The sequence below is a fragment of the Rhodococcus sp. 5A-K4 genome, from assembly GCF_046097995.1.
GTDB classification, from domain to species: domain Bacteria; phylum Actinomycetota; class Actinomycetes; order Mycobacteriales; family Mycobacteriaceae; genus Rhodococcus_F; species Rhodococcus_F erythropolis.
Map to the genome: position 1 here is coordinate 425,505 of NZ_JBJURM010000003.1, position 16,295 is coordinate 441,799.

A 16,295-nucleotide genomic window follows, 5' to 3' on the forward strand; every position below is an offset into this window, starting at 1 on the left:
GGCTCGCGGACGTTCTGCGAAGATCGTCCGATGACAGAATCCCGACTCTCCGCCGCCGTCCACGATCGTCTGGACGGACTTCTGGATCCGGTGGACGAGCGGCTCGCGGCGCAGTACCCGGGAAACCGTGACGAGATCCAGCCCGTGCACACGATTTACGTCAGTGCCGCGGATGCAACCGTCGACACCCCTCGTCTCTGGGGTGAGCAGGCGATCGCGCTTCTCGATTCCCATGCGCATGTGTTCGCCGATCTCGACACGGAGAATGCGCTCGCAGATGTGCGAGTTCAACTCGGCCGCAAGCCGGTCCAAGACTTTCGGATCGATTTCGAGGACGGGTACGGACGCCGCAGCGACGAAGAAGAAGACGCAGCAGCGACGTCGGCCGGGCGGACACTTGCAGCGTTGAGCGCTGATCCTGCCGGGCCGAACTGGGGCGGCATCAGGTTCAAAGGGCTGCCGGCCGGTGAGCGTCGACGCTCGATCAGGACGCTCGAGCTTGTGCTCGACGCGGCAGGCGGAGTGCCGGACGGATTTGTCTTCACCGTTCCCAAACTGCGCGCGGTGGAGCAGGTCACGGCGACGGTGGTGCTCTGCGAAGAACTGGAGAAGGCGCACGGACTCGAGACCGGTTCGCTTCGGTTCGAGCTGCAGATCGAGAGCCCGCAGGCGGTCATCGCTGCCGACGGAACTGTGGCAGTTGCTCAGGCCATCCATCGCGGTGCCGGCCGTCTGACCGGTTTGCATTACGGCACTTACGATTACAGTGCGGCTTGCGGAATTGCATCGCGTCATCAGTCGCTCGAACATCCGGTGGCAGACCACGCAAAGGCTCTCATGTTGGCTGCTGCCGCGCAGACCGGCGTCTGGGTGTGCGACGGGTCAACTCAGGTCGCGCCCGTCGGGAGCGCCACGGCGATCCGCGACGCGATCACTCGGCACCATCGCCTCGTCACGCGGTCCCTTGAACGCGGTTACTACCAGGGGTGGGACATGCACCCCGGGCATCTGGTCACCCGCTGGCTCGCCACGTTCGGCTTCTACCGCAACGCGCTCGGCGCCGCTGCCCCGCGCATCCAGTCGTACCTGGGGCGCCAAGGTGGCGACGTGATGGACGAACCTGCAACTGCCCAGGCGCTGGCAGCGGTGGTACTGCGTGGGCTCGACGCGGGGGCTTATCCAGAATCCGACGTTCTCCGGCTCGCCCCGAGCGCGGACACCAACGCACTCCACCACCTCGTAGGACGCACCACACCGATCACAGGAGAACACTGACCGATGAGCACCACCGAATTCACCTTGCTGCCCGACCTGGCACTGCGCACCCTCGGCGGAGCCGTCATCTGGGCGAACGACGAGGCATTCGCCGAGCGCGAGGCCCTGATCCGACCAGGTAAAGCCGGATACCAGCCGGCGACGTTCGGACACAAGGGGCAGGTGTACGACGGTTGGGAGACGCGTCGTCGCCGTGTGGCAGGCCATGACGAGGCGATCGTGCGCCTCGGTGTTCCTGGAGTGGTGCGAGGCGTCGTGGTCGACACCGCGTGGTTCAAGGGCAATTACCCGCCCGAGATCTCGGTGGAAGCAATCTCCGTCGACGGGTATCCGGATCCCGTCGACCTGGCCGGATCCGGCGAGTGGACAACCATCGTCGAACGCTCGACCGTGCACGGTGACTCGGAGAATCCGTTCTCGGTGGTTTCGGAGGATCGATGGACGCACGTCAAGCTGACCATTTATCCGGACGGCGGCGTTGCGAGATTCCGTGTTCACGGTGAAGCACGGCCAGACCCGCGTTTCCTCGATGCCGGGCCGTTGGACCTTGCAGCACTCGAAAACGGTGGCCGCGTGACCGATTGCTCCAACATGTTCTACAGCTCACCGCAGAACATTCTGTTCCCCGGACGCGCTGCTTCGATGGGGGACGGGTGGGAGACCGCCAGGCGCCGCGACGACGGAAACGACTGGGTGCAAGTACAACTCGCGGGTGAAGGCGTGTTGAGTTTCGTCGAGATCGACACCTCGTACTTCCTCGGAAACAGTCCAGGTGAGGGCGCTCTGACCGGCCGAACTCCGGAAGGGGAGTGGTTCGAACTGTTGCCGCGTACGACGCTGCGTCCGGACACGCGCCATCGCTTTCCGATCGATTCCGAAGTTCCGGTCACCGATGTTCGTCTGGACATCTTCCCGGACGGTGGCCTGGCGCGGCTGAGAGTATTCGGCGTACTCACCGACGCTGCTCGCGCTGTGATCTCCGGGCGCTGACGGTAAAGTTGTTGCCATGAGCGACTATCCGCGCGACGACTATCCCCGGGACATGGTGGGGTACGGCCCTCATCCGCCGCATCCGCACTGGCCCGGCGACGCGCGGATAGCGGTTCAGTTCGTACTCAACTACGAAGAGGGAGCCGAGAACAACGTCCTCGACGGGGACGCGGCTTCGGAGACTTTTCTGTCGGAAATGACTCCGGCGGAAGCATTTCCGAATCGACACATGAGCATGGAATCGCTGTACGAGTACGGCTCCCGGGCCGGGTTGTGGCGTGTCCTGCGGACCTTCGAGCGGCGAAACCTGCCTCTCACAGTCTTTGCGGTGGCGCGGGCAATGCAGCGTAACCCGGAAGCAGTCAGTGCTTTTCAGGAGTTGGGTCACGAGATCGCGTGTCACGGATTACGTTGGAAGTCTTACCAATCCGTGGACATCGAGCGTGAACGCGCCGACATGGCCGAGGCAGTCCAGATTCTGCAAGATCTGACGGGTTCGGCGCCTCTCGGTTGGTATACCGGACGCGATTCACCGAACACCCGCGAATTGGTGGTCGAGCACGGCGGCTTCGTCTACGACTCCGATTCGTACGCCGACGATCTGCCGTACTGGGTAGACGTTCCGCGTGGCACAGAGTCGGTGAAGCATCTCGTCGTTCCGTACACGCTCGATACCAACGACATGCGTTTCGCCTCTCCAGCAGGATTTCCCAGCGGCGATCAGTTCTTTGCGCACCTACGTGACGCCTTCGACGTGCTGTATGCGGAGGGAACGGCCGGATCACCGAAGATGCTCTCCGTCGGGTTGCACTGCCGCATAGTCGGACGCCCTGCCCGAGCTGCCGCCCTCGAGCGTTTCCTGGACCATGTGCAGTCACACGAAAAGGTCTGGATCTCGCGGCGAATCGACATCGCCGAGCACTGGAAGACCATTCACCCCGCGTAATGCGGGGCTATTTGCGCGCCTCGATCAGAAATCGACTCGAGTACGCGACAAAAGATCCGTCTCGACGGATCTGCTGATCGAGTTCCCGGAGCCGGTCCAGATACTGCGCGACGGTGAATCCCGGAACCATCCAGATCACCTTGCGTAAGAAGTAGACAACGGCGCCGATATCGAAGAATTCCATGCGCAGACGCTCGAAACGAAGGTCGACGACGGTGAGCCCGGCCGAAATCGCGTCGGCGCTTTCGTCCTCGTAGTGCCGTCCGCGACGAGCCTGCGGCTGAGGACCGAGGAAGAACTCGACGAGTTCGAACACGCTGGCGTGACCGACATGTTGAGCGAAGTACGTTCCTCCCGGTTCGAGTACCCGAGCGATCTCGGCCCACCACACCGTCGCAGGGTGTCGACTGGTCACCAGATCGAAAGCCGAATCGGCAAACGGTAGCGGTGGCTCGTCCGGATCCGCGACCACCACCACACCTCGGGGACGCAGAAGCGCGGTGGCCTTGGTTACGTTCGGTGGCCAGGATTCGGTTGCCGCCATCACCGGCGGGAGTGTCGGTGCAGCGGCGAGGACTTCGCCGCCGCCGGTCTGGATGTCCAGCGCAGCGCCGGCACCACCGAGACGTTCACCCATCAACCTCTGATACCCCCACGACGGACGCTGCTCCGTGGCGCGCCCGTCGAGCCACGAGAAGTCCCACCCGTCGACGGAGGCGGATTCGGCTTCGGCGACAAGTTCCTCGAAACTTCGTGACGTCCTCTCAGGCGTTCCTTGCGACATCACATCATCATCGTCGCGGAGCGTCGACGGTGCCAGTTTTTTACGGCTACTTCGGGGTGGCACCGAGCATCGGTGCGAGTTGTGTGGCAATCGGGTTCAGGTTGAGCTTGTCCGGGTCCACCTTGGGCTTGCTGTCCCACGGTTGCGAGGTGTTCGGGTCGGCGAACGCGATGCGGTTGGCGCTCCGAACTCCCGTTTCGCTGCCCTGGGGTGCCTGGCAGTTCGCGGCTGTGTTCAACGGGAAGTTCTGCGTCGTGTCGTCGAAGTTCGGGTCCTTGCGCTTCATCTCGTCGAGGATCGCCATGGTCCCTTCGTAACCGACGGTGCACGAGAGCGGGTTGTTGGTCTCGAGTACCAAGCCCAGATGTACTGTGCCGTCTCCCGGTGCAACGGTGGGCGCCGCCCCGGCGAGGGCAGGCAGGAAGAGCAGGAAGGGCTGCAGCGAGGGCAGTGTCGGGGCGGCTGCCGCTGCAACGGCGGAGAGGTTGGAGAGGTTGGTCGTGAGCGCGGGGCCGGCTTCGGTGACGAGAGAGCCGACTTGTTCGCTGGCCGGTATGCCGTTGTCGATCACGCGTCGGATGTCGGGGTCGCTGGTGCGCAATTGCGCAGTCAGTGCGTCGAGGTCGGTGCTGAACTGCTTGATCGCCGACGATTGATCGGACTGGGTCGTGAGTACCGTCTGGCTGTCGCGGATCAGTCCGAGGGTCTGGGGAAGGGTGTCGAGGCCCGACTGGGAAATCCCCGACAGCGAGTCGGCAAGTACCTGCAGATCTTCGCCCTTGCCGTTGAATGCCGCGCCGAGTTCCTTCGCGACGGTGTGGAGTGCGTCTACCGGAACGGAGTGCACCAGACCGTTCGCGCTGGTCAAGACGTTCTCGATGGGGATCGGCGTGGTGGTGTCGCCCACGGCGATCACCGAGCCGTCTTCGAGGAACGGGCCCTGGTCGGTATCGGGCTGAAGGTCGACGTACTGCTCGCCGATGGCTGAGCGATTGGCCACCACGGCTCGCGCGGATGCGGGAATCTGTGGAGCATTGCTGTCGATCAACAGGTCGACTTCGATTCCGTCGGACGTGAGCGACATGTCGCCGACGCGTCCGACGGGTACACCGCGATAGGTCACTTCGGCGTTGGTGAAGATGCCACCGGACGTCGCCAGTTCGGTTTTGACCGTGTATTGGCCGAATCCCAGAAGATTGTCCAGCCGTACGTATTTCGCTCCGACGTAGATCAAACCCAGGAGTGCAACCACGACGAGTGCGACCAGCTGCCACTTGGCGAGCTTCGACATCACCATGTGGGGACGGCCCTGAACTGATGCGGTGTGTTCATGGTTCGACTCCCGAATGACTAGCCGGGTACGGCTGGTGTTGAGCGAATTGTGTTCACCCGCGAGCATTCTCGGGCGAACCGGAAACTTCCGGCAATTCGTTGTTGGCGATAACTATAAACAAGTCGTCACAGATAGAAAGTCGGCGCTGAGATTTCCGCAGGTCGTCGAAACGTAAGTGGCACAGCTCACTTCAAATGCGTCGATGTGACGTACGTAGCTTTGCGTCCGAATCGGGCTTGACTTCGCCAAACATATCCATAAAAGTAGATGCGTTCCGGTTGGCGAGGAGAAGGGGTGCGGTCCATGGATGCTTTGGCGATCTTCAAGGCGCTGTCCAACCCGACTCGTCTGCAGATCTTGGAGTGGCTCGCGCATCCGGCGAAGTATTTCGACGAGGACTCGTACACGCAACAGGATCTCGGGTTTCATATCGGAGTCTGTGTCGGTGATATTCAGGGGCGGTCGGGACTTGCCCAGTCGGTGATCTCGGGGTACCTGCAGGGCATGAAAGATGTAGGTCTGCTCGAGTCCGAGCGCATCGGGAAGTGGACGTACTACCGACGAAACGAAACCGTGATCGGCGAGTTCAGGGAATTCGTTCGCGAAAAGTTGTAGCGGTCGGATTGCCCTCGACGGCCGGTTTTGCTCAATCAAACATATCTATATATCTAGATATGTATCTGTCTTGTGTGGCGTAGTAGTAAGGAGTGTGTCGTGAAGTCGAAATTGTTGATACCGGTTCTGGCGTTGGGTGTATTCGGAATCATCACTACGGAGATGGGCATTATCGGGGTTCTGCCTCAGGTCAGCGAAAAGTTCGGTATCACCGCGTCCACTGCCGGATGGTTGGTCGGTGTGTTTGCGCTCGTCGTGGCGGTGACCGGTCCGTTCACGACGCTGATCACCTCGGGAATCAACAGGAAAACCGTTCTGTTGGTGGCGATTGCAGTCTTTGCGGTCTCCAACATGGTGTACGCGAGCACGTCGAGTTTCGAGGTGATGTTTGTATTTCGGATCATTCCCGCCGTGGTTCACCCGGTCTTCTTCGCGCTCGCACTCGCGAGTGCAGTTCGACTGGTGCCACCGGAGGAAGCAACTGCAGCTGTGACGAAAGTATTTGCGGGTGTCACAGTAGGATTCGCATTCGGTGTACCGCTGACGTCGTATCTGGCCGAGAACTTCTCGGTGTCCACGGCTTTCGTTTTCGGTGCCGTGGTCAACGTTCTCGCGTTTCTCGGGATTGTCGTACTTCTGCCCTCGGCTCCGGTGACACAACGCCTGTCGTACGGCGCACAGGTCGGGATCCTTCGCCGGCCGCGCGTGTGGTTGACCATCCTTTCCGTCACCTTCGTCTTCGCAGCCATGTTCTCGGTGTACGGATACTTCGCCGAATACCTCGGCGGAGTGACGGGCATGAGCGGATCGTGGATCAGCGCGATGCTCTTGGCTTTCGGTGTCGTGATGATCTTCGGCAACTTCGTCTTCGGGGCGGTGCTCGCCAAGAGTGTGGTGCGCACGGTTGTGGCTTTTCCCTTGCTGTACATCGTCGTCTACGTGATGCTCTATCTGGCAGGCCCGTACTTCGGTGCGATGGTTGTAGCCGTGTTGGTTTGGGGTGTAGTGCATTCCGGTGGTCTGGTGGTTTCGCAGAGTTGGATGGGGCGAGACGCAGTCGACGCGCCTGAATTCGGCAACAGCCTTTTCATCTCGTTCTCCAACTTGGGGATCACGCTCGGAACTGCGGTCGGTGGACTGTTTCTCGCGCATTTCGAAACCCGCCAATTAGTCTGGGCCGGAGTATTGTTCTCGGTCCTGGCACTGGTGACGATCGGTGCTCGACTCTCGCTCGGGCACGTTCACAGCGAGAACGGTGTCAGTGTGCCGGTGTAGATTTTGGGCAGTGGCCGTGTGAACTCGCCGCGCGCACTGGTCGACAGTCCGAGGGTGACCAACGATTGAACCATCGTGACCCCAGCGGCAACGCCGTCGACTACCGGGACACCGAGTTCGTCGGACAAGTCCTGGCACAGGTCCGCCATGCCGGCGCAACCCAGCACGAGGACGTCCGAGTCGTCTTGCTCCAATGCGTCGAAACAGGCTTCCAAGATCACCTTTCGCGCGTCGGGATCACGATCGAGTTCCAGAACCGGAATCTCGCAGGAGTGGATACCCCGGCACCGAGCCTGCATGCCGTACCGGTCCACCAGATCGGCTGCGCGGCCGCGGGTTCGACCGAGGGTGGTCACGATGCTGAATCCGCGTCCCAGGAAACTTGCGTAATTCATTGCCGCTTCGGCAACAGCTACGACGGGGCCCTTGGCCAGCTCTCTGGCTGCATCCAGGCCTGGGTCACCGAAGCAAGCAATGACGTAGCCGTCGACTTCGTTCTTTTCTCCGGCGGCGATCTCGGCCAGGATTCCGGGGATGCTGAGAGCTTCGTCGTAGTGGCTTTCGATCGACGCGGGACCCATCGCAGGGCTGACGGCCTCGACGAATGTGCCCGAGCCCGCGACGGCCCGGGCACATTCCTCGATCTTGGCGGTCATCGCCCACGTGGTGTTGGGGTTGATCACCTTGATTCTCATGACGATCAGTCGACCGTCACAGTGTCGGGAGAAGAAGCATTCCGGACAGCCAGGGAAGTGCGCGTGGCGAGTAGGTAGTAGACGGCAAATCCGAGCCCGCAACCGATGAACCAGCTGTACTGCGCTGCGGTGTACATCCCGGTGAGGTCCTTGCCCAGGACCGGGACCATTGCGACGACGGCTCCCACCACGGTGGCGATCACTGCAGCAGGATTGTATCCCTTGCTGTACCAGTAGGTTCCGGTCGGCGACATGCTGAACAGTTCGTCGACGATCACCTTCTGCTTGCGCACGAGGTAGTAGTCGGCAATCAGGATTCCGAACAGCGGACCGATGAAGGCTCCGAGGGTTTCGAGCGTGTAGTGGATGACGTCGGGATTGTTGTAGAGGTTCCACGGGGTGATGAGGATCGAGCCGATCGCCGCGATCATCCCGCCGGCGCGCCAGCTGATCTTCTGCGGGCTCACGTTGGAGAAGTCGAAGGCCGGGGAAATGAAGTTGGCCACGATGTTGATGCCGATCGTGGCGATGGTGAAGGTGAGTGCGCCGAGGACGATGGCGAAGGTGCTGTCGATTCGTGCCACTGTTGCGACGGGATCGGTGATCAGTTCGCCGTACACCGGCAGTGTCAACGACGCCGTGACGACGACCAACACCGAGAATACGAGGAAGTTCAATGGCAAACCGAGGAAGTTGCCCTTCTTGACTGCAGCGAACGACTTCCCGTAGCGGGAGAAGTCACCGAAGTTGAGCATCGGTCCGGAGAAGTACGAGACAACCAGAGCGATCGCACCGAGCATGACCGGCACGGCGTCGAAACCGGAGTACTTGACGTCGCCGAGTGTGAGATCGACAGCGCTCCAGCCTGCCTGGTAGATGAGGTACCCGCACAGCATGAACATCACGACATACACAGCCGGCCCGCAGAAGTCGATGAAGCGGCGGATCGATTCCATGCCTCGCCAGAAGACGCAGGCCTGAAGTACCCACAGGAGCATGAAACTTCCCCAGCCCAGTGCGGAGAGTCCGGCGAATCCGTAGTCTTCGACGACGGCATACGGTGCGAGTGACGGAAAGAGTTTGATCAGTACGACATCGAGGGCTGCCGAAGCGAGAAAGGTTTGAATCCCGTACCAGGCCACGGCAATCAGGCCACGAATGATTGCCGGGATGTTCGCGCCGAGGACACCGAACACGCTGCGGCAGATCACCGGATACGGTACGCCGGTAACTTGGCTGGGCTTGGCGACGAGATTGCAGAAGAAGTAAACGATCGTGATACCGACCAGCAGGGCGACGAGTACTTGCCAGCTGGCCAATCCCAGTGCGAAAAGACTACCGGCAGTGACATATCCGCCGACGCTGTGTACGTCGGACATCCAGAAGGCGAAGATGTTGTACGACGACCAGGTCTGCTTGCGAAGCGGCGCCAGATCCTCGTTGGTCAAACGAGGGTCGTAGCCCGGTTTGATCAGTCCGCCGCCGACCGGGTGGCCCGCGGCTTCTACGAGGTCGGCCGAGCCGGTTTCCTTTGGGGGAGTTGGGGTAGTGGTCGTTCGGGACGGAAGAATGTCGGTCATGACAGCTCCTGTGCATCAGTGCAGGAAATCAGCGGACAGTGCACGAGCTCTCAGCGTCAGTGATGAAAACTGTGTTGAGAGAAAGGTATCGACGCTGTGTTGCACAGCTATTGCGCAATCGGTATATCTTTCTCGGCCAGTAGGCCGGTGTCTGTCGGCAGAGTCGCGATCACGGTGTTGAGTCGGCGATGATGGATTTCGGAAGCACTCAGAAGAGCGGCTGCGTCCCGACGCAGGAATGCGTCCAGCATCGCGGTGTGATCGGAGTGCAGAACCTGGCGATCGACGCCGGCAACATGGACCATCGGCTGTACCGGTTCGGTGATGTTCCAGGCAGCTTCGAACATGTGCAGAAGTCGAAGCATTTGCGACGGTCGGGTCAGTGCGAGGTGAAAGTTTCGGCTCTCACAGTGATAGGACTGAGAGTCGTCGTAGCGCAACGCGATCTCCAGACGGGAATTCACCTCGACGGCGTGTTCGTGATCCTCTTCGGTGGCCTGCTCGACGGCGACGGCCAATGCAGCTGATTCGAGAGTTTCGCGGACGATGTACATCTCGCGCAGTTCTGCCGGCGTCAACTGAGCAACGGTGTAGCCGAATTGGTGGCGGTGGTCGACCAACGACTCTCCGACCAGGGTCTTCAGCGATTCCCGCACTGGTATTCGGCTGACCCCGAACACATCAGCCACGTCGCCGAGGGGGATCGGGGTACCCGGAGGCGCCGAACCCGACAGAATCACTCGGCGCAGTTCGTCGAGGATCGTTTGTTGTGGACTGCCGGGAGCATCGATTACCAGTTGCGTCAGTAGTACCGATCTACGGCGCGGTGGCATGTCGGTCTCCCTTCTCGTCGCTGCCAGGGTAGAAATCCGTTGTTTCGGGCGCGTGACACCGGCATGGCCGTCGTGAATCGCATGCGTGAGGGCCGACATTTCGACTGCGATGACGAAGCACAAGTGAGCGCTGCTCAGGGCGACGAACGCGGGGGTAGCGTTGATTTGTAGTGGTTGGCAGAAAGCGAGTCGGTCGATGGCATCCGTTGTGCGATCAGAAGCCGACCAGCGAGTTGTCGGCAACTTGCCGTTGGAGTTGACGAGTTTTGTCGGTCGGCGGCGTGAGTTGGCCGATGCCAGAAGATTGTTCGAGTCGTCCCGTTTATTGACGCTCACCGGTATCGGAGGTGTCGGCAAGACGCGGCTCGCGATCCGGCTTGCGAGTGCGCTCCAGCGGGTGTTCCGAGACGGCGCGTGGTTGGTGGAGTTGGGCGAGCAGACGGATCCAGAACTCCTCGAGGATTATGTCGCCGTGATTTTGGGGGTGCGGCCGGTGTCCTCGTCGGACCCGCTGCACACTGTGATCGACTACTGCTCCGATCGCAGTCTGCTGTTGGTACTCGACAACTGCGAACATCTGGTCGATGCCGTCGCTCTGTTTGCCGGTGCGATCCTACGGCGGTGTGCCGGTGTCAAGATCTTGGCGACGAGCAGAGAATCGTTGGGAATGGGCGGTGAGGTGACGATGCGCGTTCCCTCGCTCACCACACCGCAGCAACAGCCGCGCGAATTCGAGGGACTTGCCCAGTACGAATCCGTGTCGTTGTTCACCGAGCGTGCGGCTTCAGTCGTCCCCGGTTTCACCCTCACTGAGGAGAACAAGCGCGCCGTTGCTCATATCTGTCACGACCTGGATGGACTCCCGCTTCCGATCGAGTTGGCGGCCGCTCGCCTGCGCGGTATGTCGGCGGAGCAGATCATGGATCGGCTCTCGGATCGTTACCGCCTTTTGACTTCCGGTGGACGCGACGTACCGAGTCGTCAGCAGACTCTCCGCTTGTCGATCGATTGGAGTTACGACTTGTGCTCACCTCCGGAGCAGCAGCTGTGGGGTCGGCTGACAGTATTTTCCGGCGGGTTCGAGCTTGACGCAGCCGAGGGAGTGTGCGGGCAGGAATCGAGTTCGACGGAAGTGCTCGATCTCGTCACTGCGTTGGTCGAGAAGTCCATCCTCATTCGTGAGGAGATCGACGGCACCGTTCGCTATCACCTGCTCGACCTCCTGCGGGAGTACGGACGAGAGAAGGCCGAGATCTCGAACGACTACGTGGAACTTCAACGGCGCCAACGTGATTGGTTCGAAGCGCTGGTCGTTCGTGCGGAAGCCGAGTGGATCAGCGACCAGCAAGCTGCGTGGATCGCACGGCTGGGTCGTGAACAGCACAACGTCTACGACGCGCTGGAGTTTTCGATTTCCACTACCGGAGAGGCGCGATCCGCGACGCGAATGGTCGCTGCGTTGTACAGATTCTGGCTTTCTGGTGGATTGCTTGTGCAGGCACGGTATTGGACGGATCGAGCTCTGAATACAGAGGATCGGGAGCTCGACCCGTTCCGCGTTGATGTCTTGGCCATCGACGCTGTGAATCACGCGATGCAGGGGGAACTCGAACGGGCACAAGCGCTGGTCGACGAGAGTTGGCACCTGGCGAATGCCTTGGCGGACGTACGCTCACGCGGTCTCGCGGCATGGGGTGACGGATACGTCGATACGTTCAGAGGCAACTTCGATACCGCTACAGCCAAGTTGGAATCCGCGTTGACGCTGTTTCGATTGGACGAAAATCTGCTGCATGTGGTGATCGGCCTGGACACCCTGGGGATTGCGTACTTTCTTTCCGGGGCCCTCGATCGCTCGGTGGAGTGCAACGAAGAGACTCTCGCTATCACCGTGCCCGCCAACGAAGTCATGTTCCAGGCTTTTGCGTTGGGAACCCTCGGGCTGGTGGGCTGGCTCCGAGGTGAACTAGATGACGCACGTGATTATTTGACGCGGAGTCTGAGAATTCTCGATGCCCCGATGAACTCGGCGTGGTGTATCGAACCACTGGCATGGATTGCTGCAGCGCAACGTGATTGGAAGAATTCCGCGGTTCTGCTCGGCGCGGCAGCCATGTATTGGCAGAAGGTCGGGGGTCGGCTGGCGGGCCTGCCGGGTTTGTCGCCTCATCACGACACTGCGGCAGAGACTGCTCGTAGGGCTATGGGTAAGAGCGCTTTCGACAAGTCGTTTCGCAACGGATTTGTGATGTCCGAGGGTGAAGCTGTCGCGTATGCGCTCGACGAGCGCCGCAGTGTTCCGGGTTCATCGTCAACTGAGGCACCTCACCTCACCCGTCGTGAGCAGCAAGTTGCGGAACTCGTTGCGCGGGGCCTGACCAATCGCGCTATCGCGGAACATCTCGTGATCTCGCTTCGCACGGCTCAGGGGCATGTGGAGCATGTGCTGACCAAATTGGGTTTCACCTCCAGAGCGCAGATCGCGGCGTGGTTCGTGTCGACCGAGCAGGAGACCGACTCCCGAGGCTGAGATCGCGGGCAGTGGTTAGCGCTTCTCGGGTGCAGTTCGCGGGGGTAGCGTTGCTTTTGGAGTGAAATCGCAGAAAGCGAGTCGGTCGATGGCATCCGCTGTGCGTGCAGAAGCCGATCATCGGGTTGTCGGCAACTTGCCGTTGGAGTTGACGAGTTTTGTCGGTCGGCGGCGTGAGTTGGCCGACGCCAGAAGATTGTTCGAGTCGTCCCGTTTGTTGACGCTGACCGGCGTTGGGGGCGTGGGCAAGACGCGTCTGGCGATCCGGCTTGCGGTGCGGGCAGGAATCGAGTTCGACGGAAGTGCTCGATCTCGTCACTGCGTTGGTCGAGAAGTCGATCCTCATTCGTGAGGAGATTGATGGCACTGTTCGCTATCACCTGCTCGACCTCCTGCGGGAGTACGGACGAGAGAAGGCCGAGATCTCGAACGACTACGTGGAACTTCGATGGCGCCACCGGGATTGGTTCGAAGCGCTGGTCGTTCGTGCGGAAGCCGAGTGGATCAGCGACCAGCAAGCTGCGTGGATCGCACGGCTGGGTCGTGAACTGCACAACGTCTACGACGCGCTGGAGTTTTCGATCTCGACGCCGGGTCAGACGCGATCAGCGACGCGAATGGTCGCGGCGCTGTACCGATTCTGGGTTCTCGGCGGTCGGATCGCTTCGGCGCGGCACTGGGCGGATCGAACCCTGAGAGCTTCCGATGGGGAGCCGGACACTTATCGCGTGGAAATTCTGTGTATCGACGCCGTAGCGCATGGGATGCAGGGTGACCTCGTCCGGGCGCGCGGACAGGTAGCGGAGAGTTGGCGCCTTGCCGAGGTCGTGGGAGATGTACGCTCTCGAGGCCTGGCTGGATGGGCGGACGGATATGTCGACACGTTCAACGGCGAATTCGACACTGCCGCCAGGAAGTTGGAGGCTGCCGTATCGCTTTTCCAATCAGCTGAGAATCTGGAGCACAAAGTGGCCGGCTTGATTACCCTCGGGCTCGCTTGCATCTTTACCGGCGCGCTGGAGCGGTCGGTGGAGTGTTTCGACGAGTCCCTTGCCATCACCGGACCGCCGCACGAAGTGATGTATCAGGCGTCGGCGCTTAGCAATCTAGGGCTTGTGGACTGGTTTCGAGGTGACCTCGAGCGCGCACGTGACCATTTGGCGCGAAGTCTGCGGGCCACGGCCGCTTCAATGAACTCGGCGTGGTGTATCGAACAGTTGGCGTGGATTGCTGCAGCGCAACGTGATTGGAAGCAATCGGCGGTTCTGCTCGGCGCTGCGGCGATGTACTGGCAGAAGGTCGGGAGTCGGCTCGCGGGGCTTCCGATCTTGTCACCCCACCATGACAAGGCGGCAAACGATACTCAAAAGGCATTGGGTAAGAGTGCTTTCGACAAGGAGTTTCACCGGGGAATTGTGATGACCGAGGGTGAAGCTGTCGCGTACGCGCTCGACGAGCATCGCAGAGTCCCGGACACATCGTCGACCGAGGCGATTCGACTCACCCGTCGTGAGCAGCAAGTTGCGGAACTGGTTGCTCTTGGCCTCACCAACCGCGCTGTCGCAGAGCACCTCGTCATTTCGCCACGCACAGCACAGGGGCACGTGGAGCACGTGCTGACGAAATTGGGTTTCACCTCCAGAGCGCAGATCGCGGCGTGGGTGGTATCGACTGCGCAGGAGCGTGACTCGCGCGAGGTCAATGGTTCAGCAGATCGGAACTGAAGTCCGATTGCAGTTCTCCCCGATCGTCGCCGCACAGGCAGAACACCGGGTACCGCTTACCTAATTCTCGCCGTTGAAACAATACTCGCAGCGGTCCGGACGCATCCGCGCGCGGGGATTCCGTGAGCGACGTGTACAGCCACGGCCCCTCGTCCAATTCGACGATGGCGAGAACGGTCGTGGGGTCGCCGTGAACCGTTCGCCAGGACACGACAGTGCCGTCTCCGCAACACCGCGTTACGTCCAACCGCGCTCCGCGACACCTGGTGCAGACCGCGCTCGCGGGGGAGAGGATGGCATCACATTCCGCGCATTGGGGGAGTGTCAAGCATTCGGATCGTGATGAACGGCCCGAATATCGTTGCGATACACGACTTTTTGTCAAGTTGACGTGATACATGTCAGTAGCGCCGGGCGAGATAGTATGGCATCGAGTCCACGGGTGCGCGTTTGACCGACTCCCCGGACGTCGGGGCGTGAAGGACCTCACCGCCTCCGGCATAGATCCCCACATGTTCCCCGCCGTAGTACAGGACTACGTCACCTGGCTGGAGATCGTCCCGGGAAATCGGAGCTCCGCCGACCGCCTGGTCGTAGGTAGTTCGCGGAATTGAAACGCCCGCTTGTGCATAGGCCCATTGAACGAGGCCGGAGCAGTCGAACGAGTCCGGTCCGGTCGCGCCCCAGACGTACGGTGCGCCGATCTTGGACTCTGCGGCTGCCAATGCGCGGCCTCCGTCCGAGGAAGCGAAAGCTGACACTTTCGCCGGATTCGTGACGACGGAAACTCCGGCGGTGTTCCAGTCGGGAAGCAAGGGGGCCTGAGCGTTCGCGGTGTCGATACTGACGGCAAGGGTTGTCAGTGAAAGCGCGCCGATGACAAGCGCCCTTCCGAGTGCGTTCTTCGTCGTGCTGGGGCTGGTGAATCGGTGGTGCGACATTTCTCGTGTTGCCTTCGCGTCGGTGCGTCCCGAAGCAGGTATCCGGCTGGGCGTGATCGGGCTTCGGCTTGTGACACACAGCCTGGTTTCGCCTCGACGTGTTCGCGCCGGTCAGTTGGACGGGATGCATACCTGTCTTCGAGTGGCATGTCGGCAATCGTGACGTCTCGCGAAGTGGCAGAAGAAAGAAGTAGGTACCGATGCAGGTACTACGGTCGTCGCCGCGCCCTAGACCGAGCCGATCGCAACTTCGAAGGTTATGCGGCGTGGGTGACGCGGTTTCTCGACGCGGCCGGAGTTACCGGTCCGGTGACCGTCGTCGGGCATTCGTTCGGCGGCGGTGTAGCGACAGCAGTGGCGCGGGACTTCCCCACGCGAGTCTCGCGCTTGGTTCTGGTGAACTCGGTTGGTGGTCAGGAGCGCCCGATTCGTGAACGTCCGTGGTGGAACTGGTGTGGGTCGGCGATGGTCGAGGCTGCCGAGTCGGTACACGCTCGCAGAATCCCACAGTTTCGATTCGACGAGTCCGCGCGATGCCTGTTGTCGTGTTGTGGGGAGCTGATGATCATGTGATTCCGCGAACGAGTTTTCATGCTGTCTGCGCCGCCTTGGGTGATCCCGAGGTTCGCGAGGTTCCTGGCAATCACAATTGGCTTATCGACGATGCGGAGTTGTTCGGCCAGGTGTTGACGGAATCACAGGCCGGACCCTCTCTGTCAGGATTTAGTGAGACACTCGGAGGCAACCGAGATCACTCACTGAGGGCATGAAACG

At 60.9% G+C, this 16,295-nt stretch carries 16 protein-coding genes; 9 read left to right on the forward strand and 7 right to left on the reverse strand.

Going from position 1 to position 16,295, the window contains the following annotated elements; all coding sequences use genetic code 11:
- Positions 1-30 precede the first annotated feature (30 nt).
- Genes ACKAMS_RS06705 through puuE form a run of 3 tightly spaced genes read left to right on the forward strand, consistent with a single transcriptional unit; the run spans position 31 to position 3,211 of the window.
- The gene (locus tag ACKAMS_RS06705) at positions 31-1,275 is read left to right on the forward strand and encodes a DUF6986 family protein (RefSeq protein WP_279163564.1); all 1,245 of its coding nucleotides are present in this window, start codon (positions 31-33) and stop codon (positions 1,273-1,275) included.
- A gap of 3 nt (positions 1,276-1,278) precedes the next feature.
- On the forward strand, positions 1,279-2,265 hold the full coding sequence (alc, locus tag ACKAMS_RS06710; RefSeq protein ID WP_060938101.1) for an allantoicase: 987 nt from the start codon (positions 1,279-1,281) through the stop codon (positions 2,263-2,265).
- A 16-nt stretch (positions 2,266-2,281) separates the two neighbouring features.
- Positions 2,282-3,211 (forward strand): allantoinase PuuE, encoded by a 930-nt coding sequence (gene puuE, locus ACKAMS_RS06715; protein ID WP_020908892.1) that lies wholly within the window; start codon positions 2,282-2,284, stop codon positions 3,209-3,211.
- 7 nt (positions 3,212-3,218) lie between these two features.
- Here the strand turns inward: puuE and ACKAMS_RS06720 are convergent, their stop codons facing one another.
- Both ACKAMS_RS06720 and ACKAMS_RS06725 read right to left on the reverse strand, forming a co-directional pair.
- On the reverse strand, positions 3,219-3,995 hold the full coding sequence (locus tag ACKAMS_RS06720; RefSeq protein ID WP_019745049.1) for a class I SAM-dependent methyltransferase: 777 nt from the start codon (positions 3,993-3,995) through the stop codon (positions 3,219-3,221).
- A gap of 46 nt (positions 3,996-4,041) precedes the next feature.
- Positions 4,042-5,292 carry an MlaD family protein gene (locus ACKAMS_RS06725; protein ID WP_153211727.1) on the reverse strand — a complete coding sequence of 417 codons (1,251 nt, stop codon included), beginning with the start codon at positions 5,290-5,292 and terminating at the stop codon, positions 4,042-4,044.
- A 339-nt stretch (positions 5,293-5,631) separates the two neighbouring features.
- Here ACKAMS_RS06725 and ACKAMS_RS06730 point away from each other — a divergent pair, with 339 nt between their 5' ends.
- Together ACKAMS_RS06730 and ACKAMS_RS06735 are read left to right on the forward strand one after the other, a co-directional pair.
- Positions 5,632-5,943, forward strand: coding sequence for a helix-turn-helix transcriptional regulator (locus ACKAMS_RS06730; RefSeq protein ID WP_021345375.1), 312 nt, complete (start codon positions 5,632-5,634; stop codon positions 5,941-5,943).
- 99 nt (positions 5,944-6,042) lie between these two features.
- Positions 6,043-7,218 (forward strand): MFS transporter, encoded by a 1,176-nt coding sequence (locus ACKAMS_RS06735; protein ID WP_031333776.1) that lies wholly within the window; start codon positions 6,043-6,045, stop codon positions 7,216-7,218.
- Here the strand turns inward: ACKAMS_RS06735 and ACKAMS_RS06740 are convergent.
- The 3 genes from ACKAMS_RS06740 to ACKAMS_RS06750 form a co-directional block, all read right to left on the reverse strand.
- On the reverse strand, positions 7,185-7,913 hold the full coding sequence (locus ACKAMS_RS06740; protein WP_019745045.1) for an aspartate/glutamate racemase family protein: 729 nt from the start codon (positions 7,911-7,913) through the stop codon (positions 7,185-7,187). The genes ACKAMS_RS06735 and ACKAMS_RS06740 overlap by 34 nt on opposite strands.
- Before the next feature lie 5 nt (positions 7,914-7,918).
- Complete coding sequence (locus tag ACKAMS_RS06745) at positions 7,919-9,493, reverse strand: NCS1 family nucleobase:cation symporter-1 (protein WP_070795779.1); 1,575 nt, start codon at positions 9,491-9,493, stop codon at positions 7,919-7,921.
- 107 nt (positions 9,494-9,600) lie between these two features.
- Positions 9,601-10,326 (reverse strand): GntR family transcriptional regulator, encoded by a 726-nt coding sequence (locus tag ACKAMS_RS06750; RefSeq protein ID WP_020908886.1) that lies wholly within the window; start codon positions 10,324-10,326, stop codon positions 9,601-9,603.
- Positions 10,327-10,522: 196 nt separating this feature from the next.
- Here ACKAMS_RS06750 and ACKAMS_RS06755 point away from each other — a divergent pair, with 196 nt between their 5' ends.
- The 3 genes from ACKAMS_RS06755 to ACKAMS_RS06765 all read left to right on the forward strand — a co-directional run bounded on the left by ACKAMS_RS06755 (position 10,523) and on the right by ACKAMS_RS06765 (position 14,580).
- Complete coding sequence (locus tag ACKAMS_RS06755; protein ID WP_408988783.1) at positions 10,523-12,856, forward strand: ATP-binding protein; 2,334 nt, start codon at positions 10,523-10,525, stop codon at positions 12,854-12,856.
- Between the two features lie 88 nt (positions 12,857-12,944).
- Positions 12,945-13,208 (forward strand): hypothetical protein, encoded by a 264-nt coding sequence (locus tag ACKAMS_RS06760; protein WP_408988784.1) that lies wholly within the window; start codon positions 12,945-12,947, stop codon positions 13,206-13,208.
- On the forward strand, positions 13,159-14,580 hold the full coding sequence (locus ACKAMS_RS06765) for a LuxR C-terminal-related transcriptional regulator (protein WP_408988785.1): 1,422 nt from the start codon (positions 13,159-13,161) through the stop codon (positions 14,578-14,580). Before ACKAMS_RS06760 ends, ACKAMS_RS06765 begins: the two co-directional genes overlap by 50 nt.
- On the opposite strand, the gene ACKAMS_RS06770 is transcribed toward ACKAMS_RS06765, so the two are convergent.
- Together ACKAMS_RS06770 and ACKAMS_RS06775 are read right to left on the reverse strand one after the other, a co-directional pair.
- Positions 14,555-14,791 (reverse strand): hypothetical protein, encoded by a 237-nt coding sequence (locus ACKAMS_RS06770; RefSeq protein WP_408988786.1) that lies wholly within the window; start codon positions 14,789-14,791, stop codon positions 14,555-14,557. The genes ACKAMS_RS06765 and ACKAMS_RS06770 overlap by 26 nt on opposite strands.
- Before the next feature lie 190 nt (positions 14,792-14,981).
- The gene (locus tag ACKAMS_RS06775) at positions 14,982-15,521 is read right to left on the reverse strand and encodes a C40 family peptidase (protein ID WP_021332140.1); all 540 of its coding nucleotides are present in this window, start codon (positions 15,519-15,521) and stop codon (positions 14,982-14,984) included.
- 147 nt (positions 15,522-15,668) lie between these two features.
- Between ACKAMS_RS06775 and ACKAMS_RS06780 the strand changes: the two genes are divergently transcribed.
- A complete protein-coding gene (locus ACKAMS_RS06780; protein WP_408988787.1) occupies positions 15,669-16,094 on the forward strand; it encodes an alpha/beta fold hydrolase in 426 nt (141 codons plus the stop codon).
- Positions 16,095-16,295: the final 201 nt, after the last annotated feature.

Excerpts from the sequence above, each read along its gene's own strand:
- ACKAMS_RS06725 (WP_153211727.1), bottom strand. The coding sequence starts at position 5,292 with ATGGTGATGTCGAAGCTCGCCAAGTGGCAGCTGGTCGCACTCGTCGTG.
- ACKAMS_RS06730 (WP_021345375.1), top strand. The coding sequence starts at position 5,632 with ATGGATGCTTTGGCGATCTTCAAGGCGCTGTCCAACCCGACTCGTCTG.
- ACKAMS_RS06755 (WP_408988783.1), top strand. The coding sequence starts at position 10,523 with ATGGCATCCGTTGTGCGATCAGAAGCCGACCAGCGAGTTGTCGGCAAC.
- ACKAMS_RS06745 (WP_070795779.1), bottom strand. The coding sequence starts at position 9,493 with ATGACCGACATTCTTCCGTCCCGAACGACCACTACCCCAACTCCCCCA.
- ACKAMS_RS06775 (WP_021332140.1), bottom strand. The coding sequence starts at position 15,521 with ATGTCGCACCACCGATTCACCAGCCCCAGCACGACGAAGAACGCACTC.
- ACKAMS_RS06740 (WP_019745045.1), bottom strand. The coding sequence starts at position 7,913 with ATGAGAATCAAGGTGATCAACCCCAACACCACGTGGGCGATGACCGCC.
- alc (WP_060938101.1), top strand. The coding sequence starts at position 1,279 with ATGAGCACCACCGAATTCACCTTGCTGCCCGACCTGGCACTGCGCACC.
- ACKAMS_RS06705 (WP_279163564.1), top strand. The coding sequence starts at position 31 with ATGACAGAATCCCGACTCTCCGCCGCCGTCCACGATCGTCTGGACGGA.
- ACKAMS_RS06720 (WP_019745049.1), bottom strand. The coding sequence starts at position 3,995 with ATGTCGCAAGGAACGCCTGAGAGGACGTCACGAAGTTTCGAGGAACTT.
- ACKAMS_RS06780 (WP_408988787.1), top strand. The coding sequence starts at position 15,669 with ATGTCGGCAATCGTGACGTCTCGCGAAGTGGCAGAAGAAAGAAGTAGG.
- puuE (WP_020908892.1), top strand. The coding sequence starts at position 2,282 with ATGAGCGACTATCCGCGCGACGACTATCCCCGGGACATGGTGGGGTAC.
- ACKAMS_RS06750 (WP_020908886.1), bottom strand. The coding sequence starts at position 10,326 with ATGCCACCGCGCCGTAGATCGGTACTACTGACGCAACTGGTAATCGAT.
- ACKAMS_RS06760 (WP_408988784.1), top strand. The coding sequence starts at position 12,945 with ATGGCATCCGCTGTGCGTGCAGAAGCCGATCATCGGGTTGTCGGCAAC.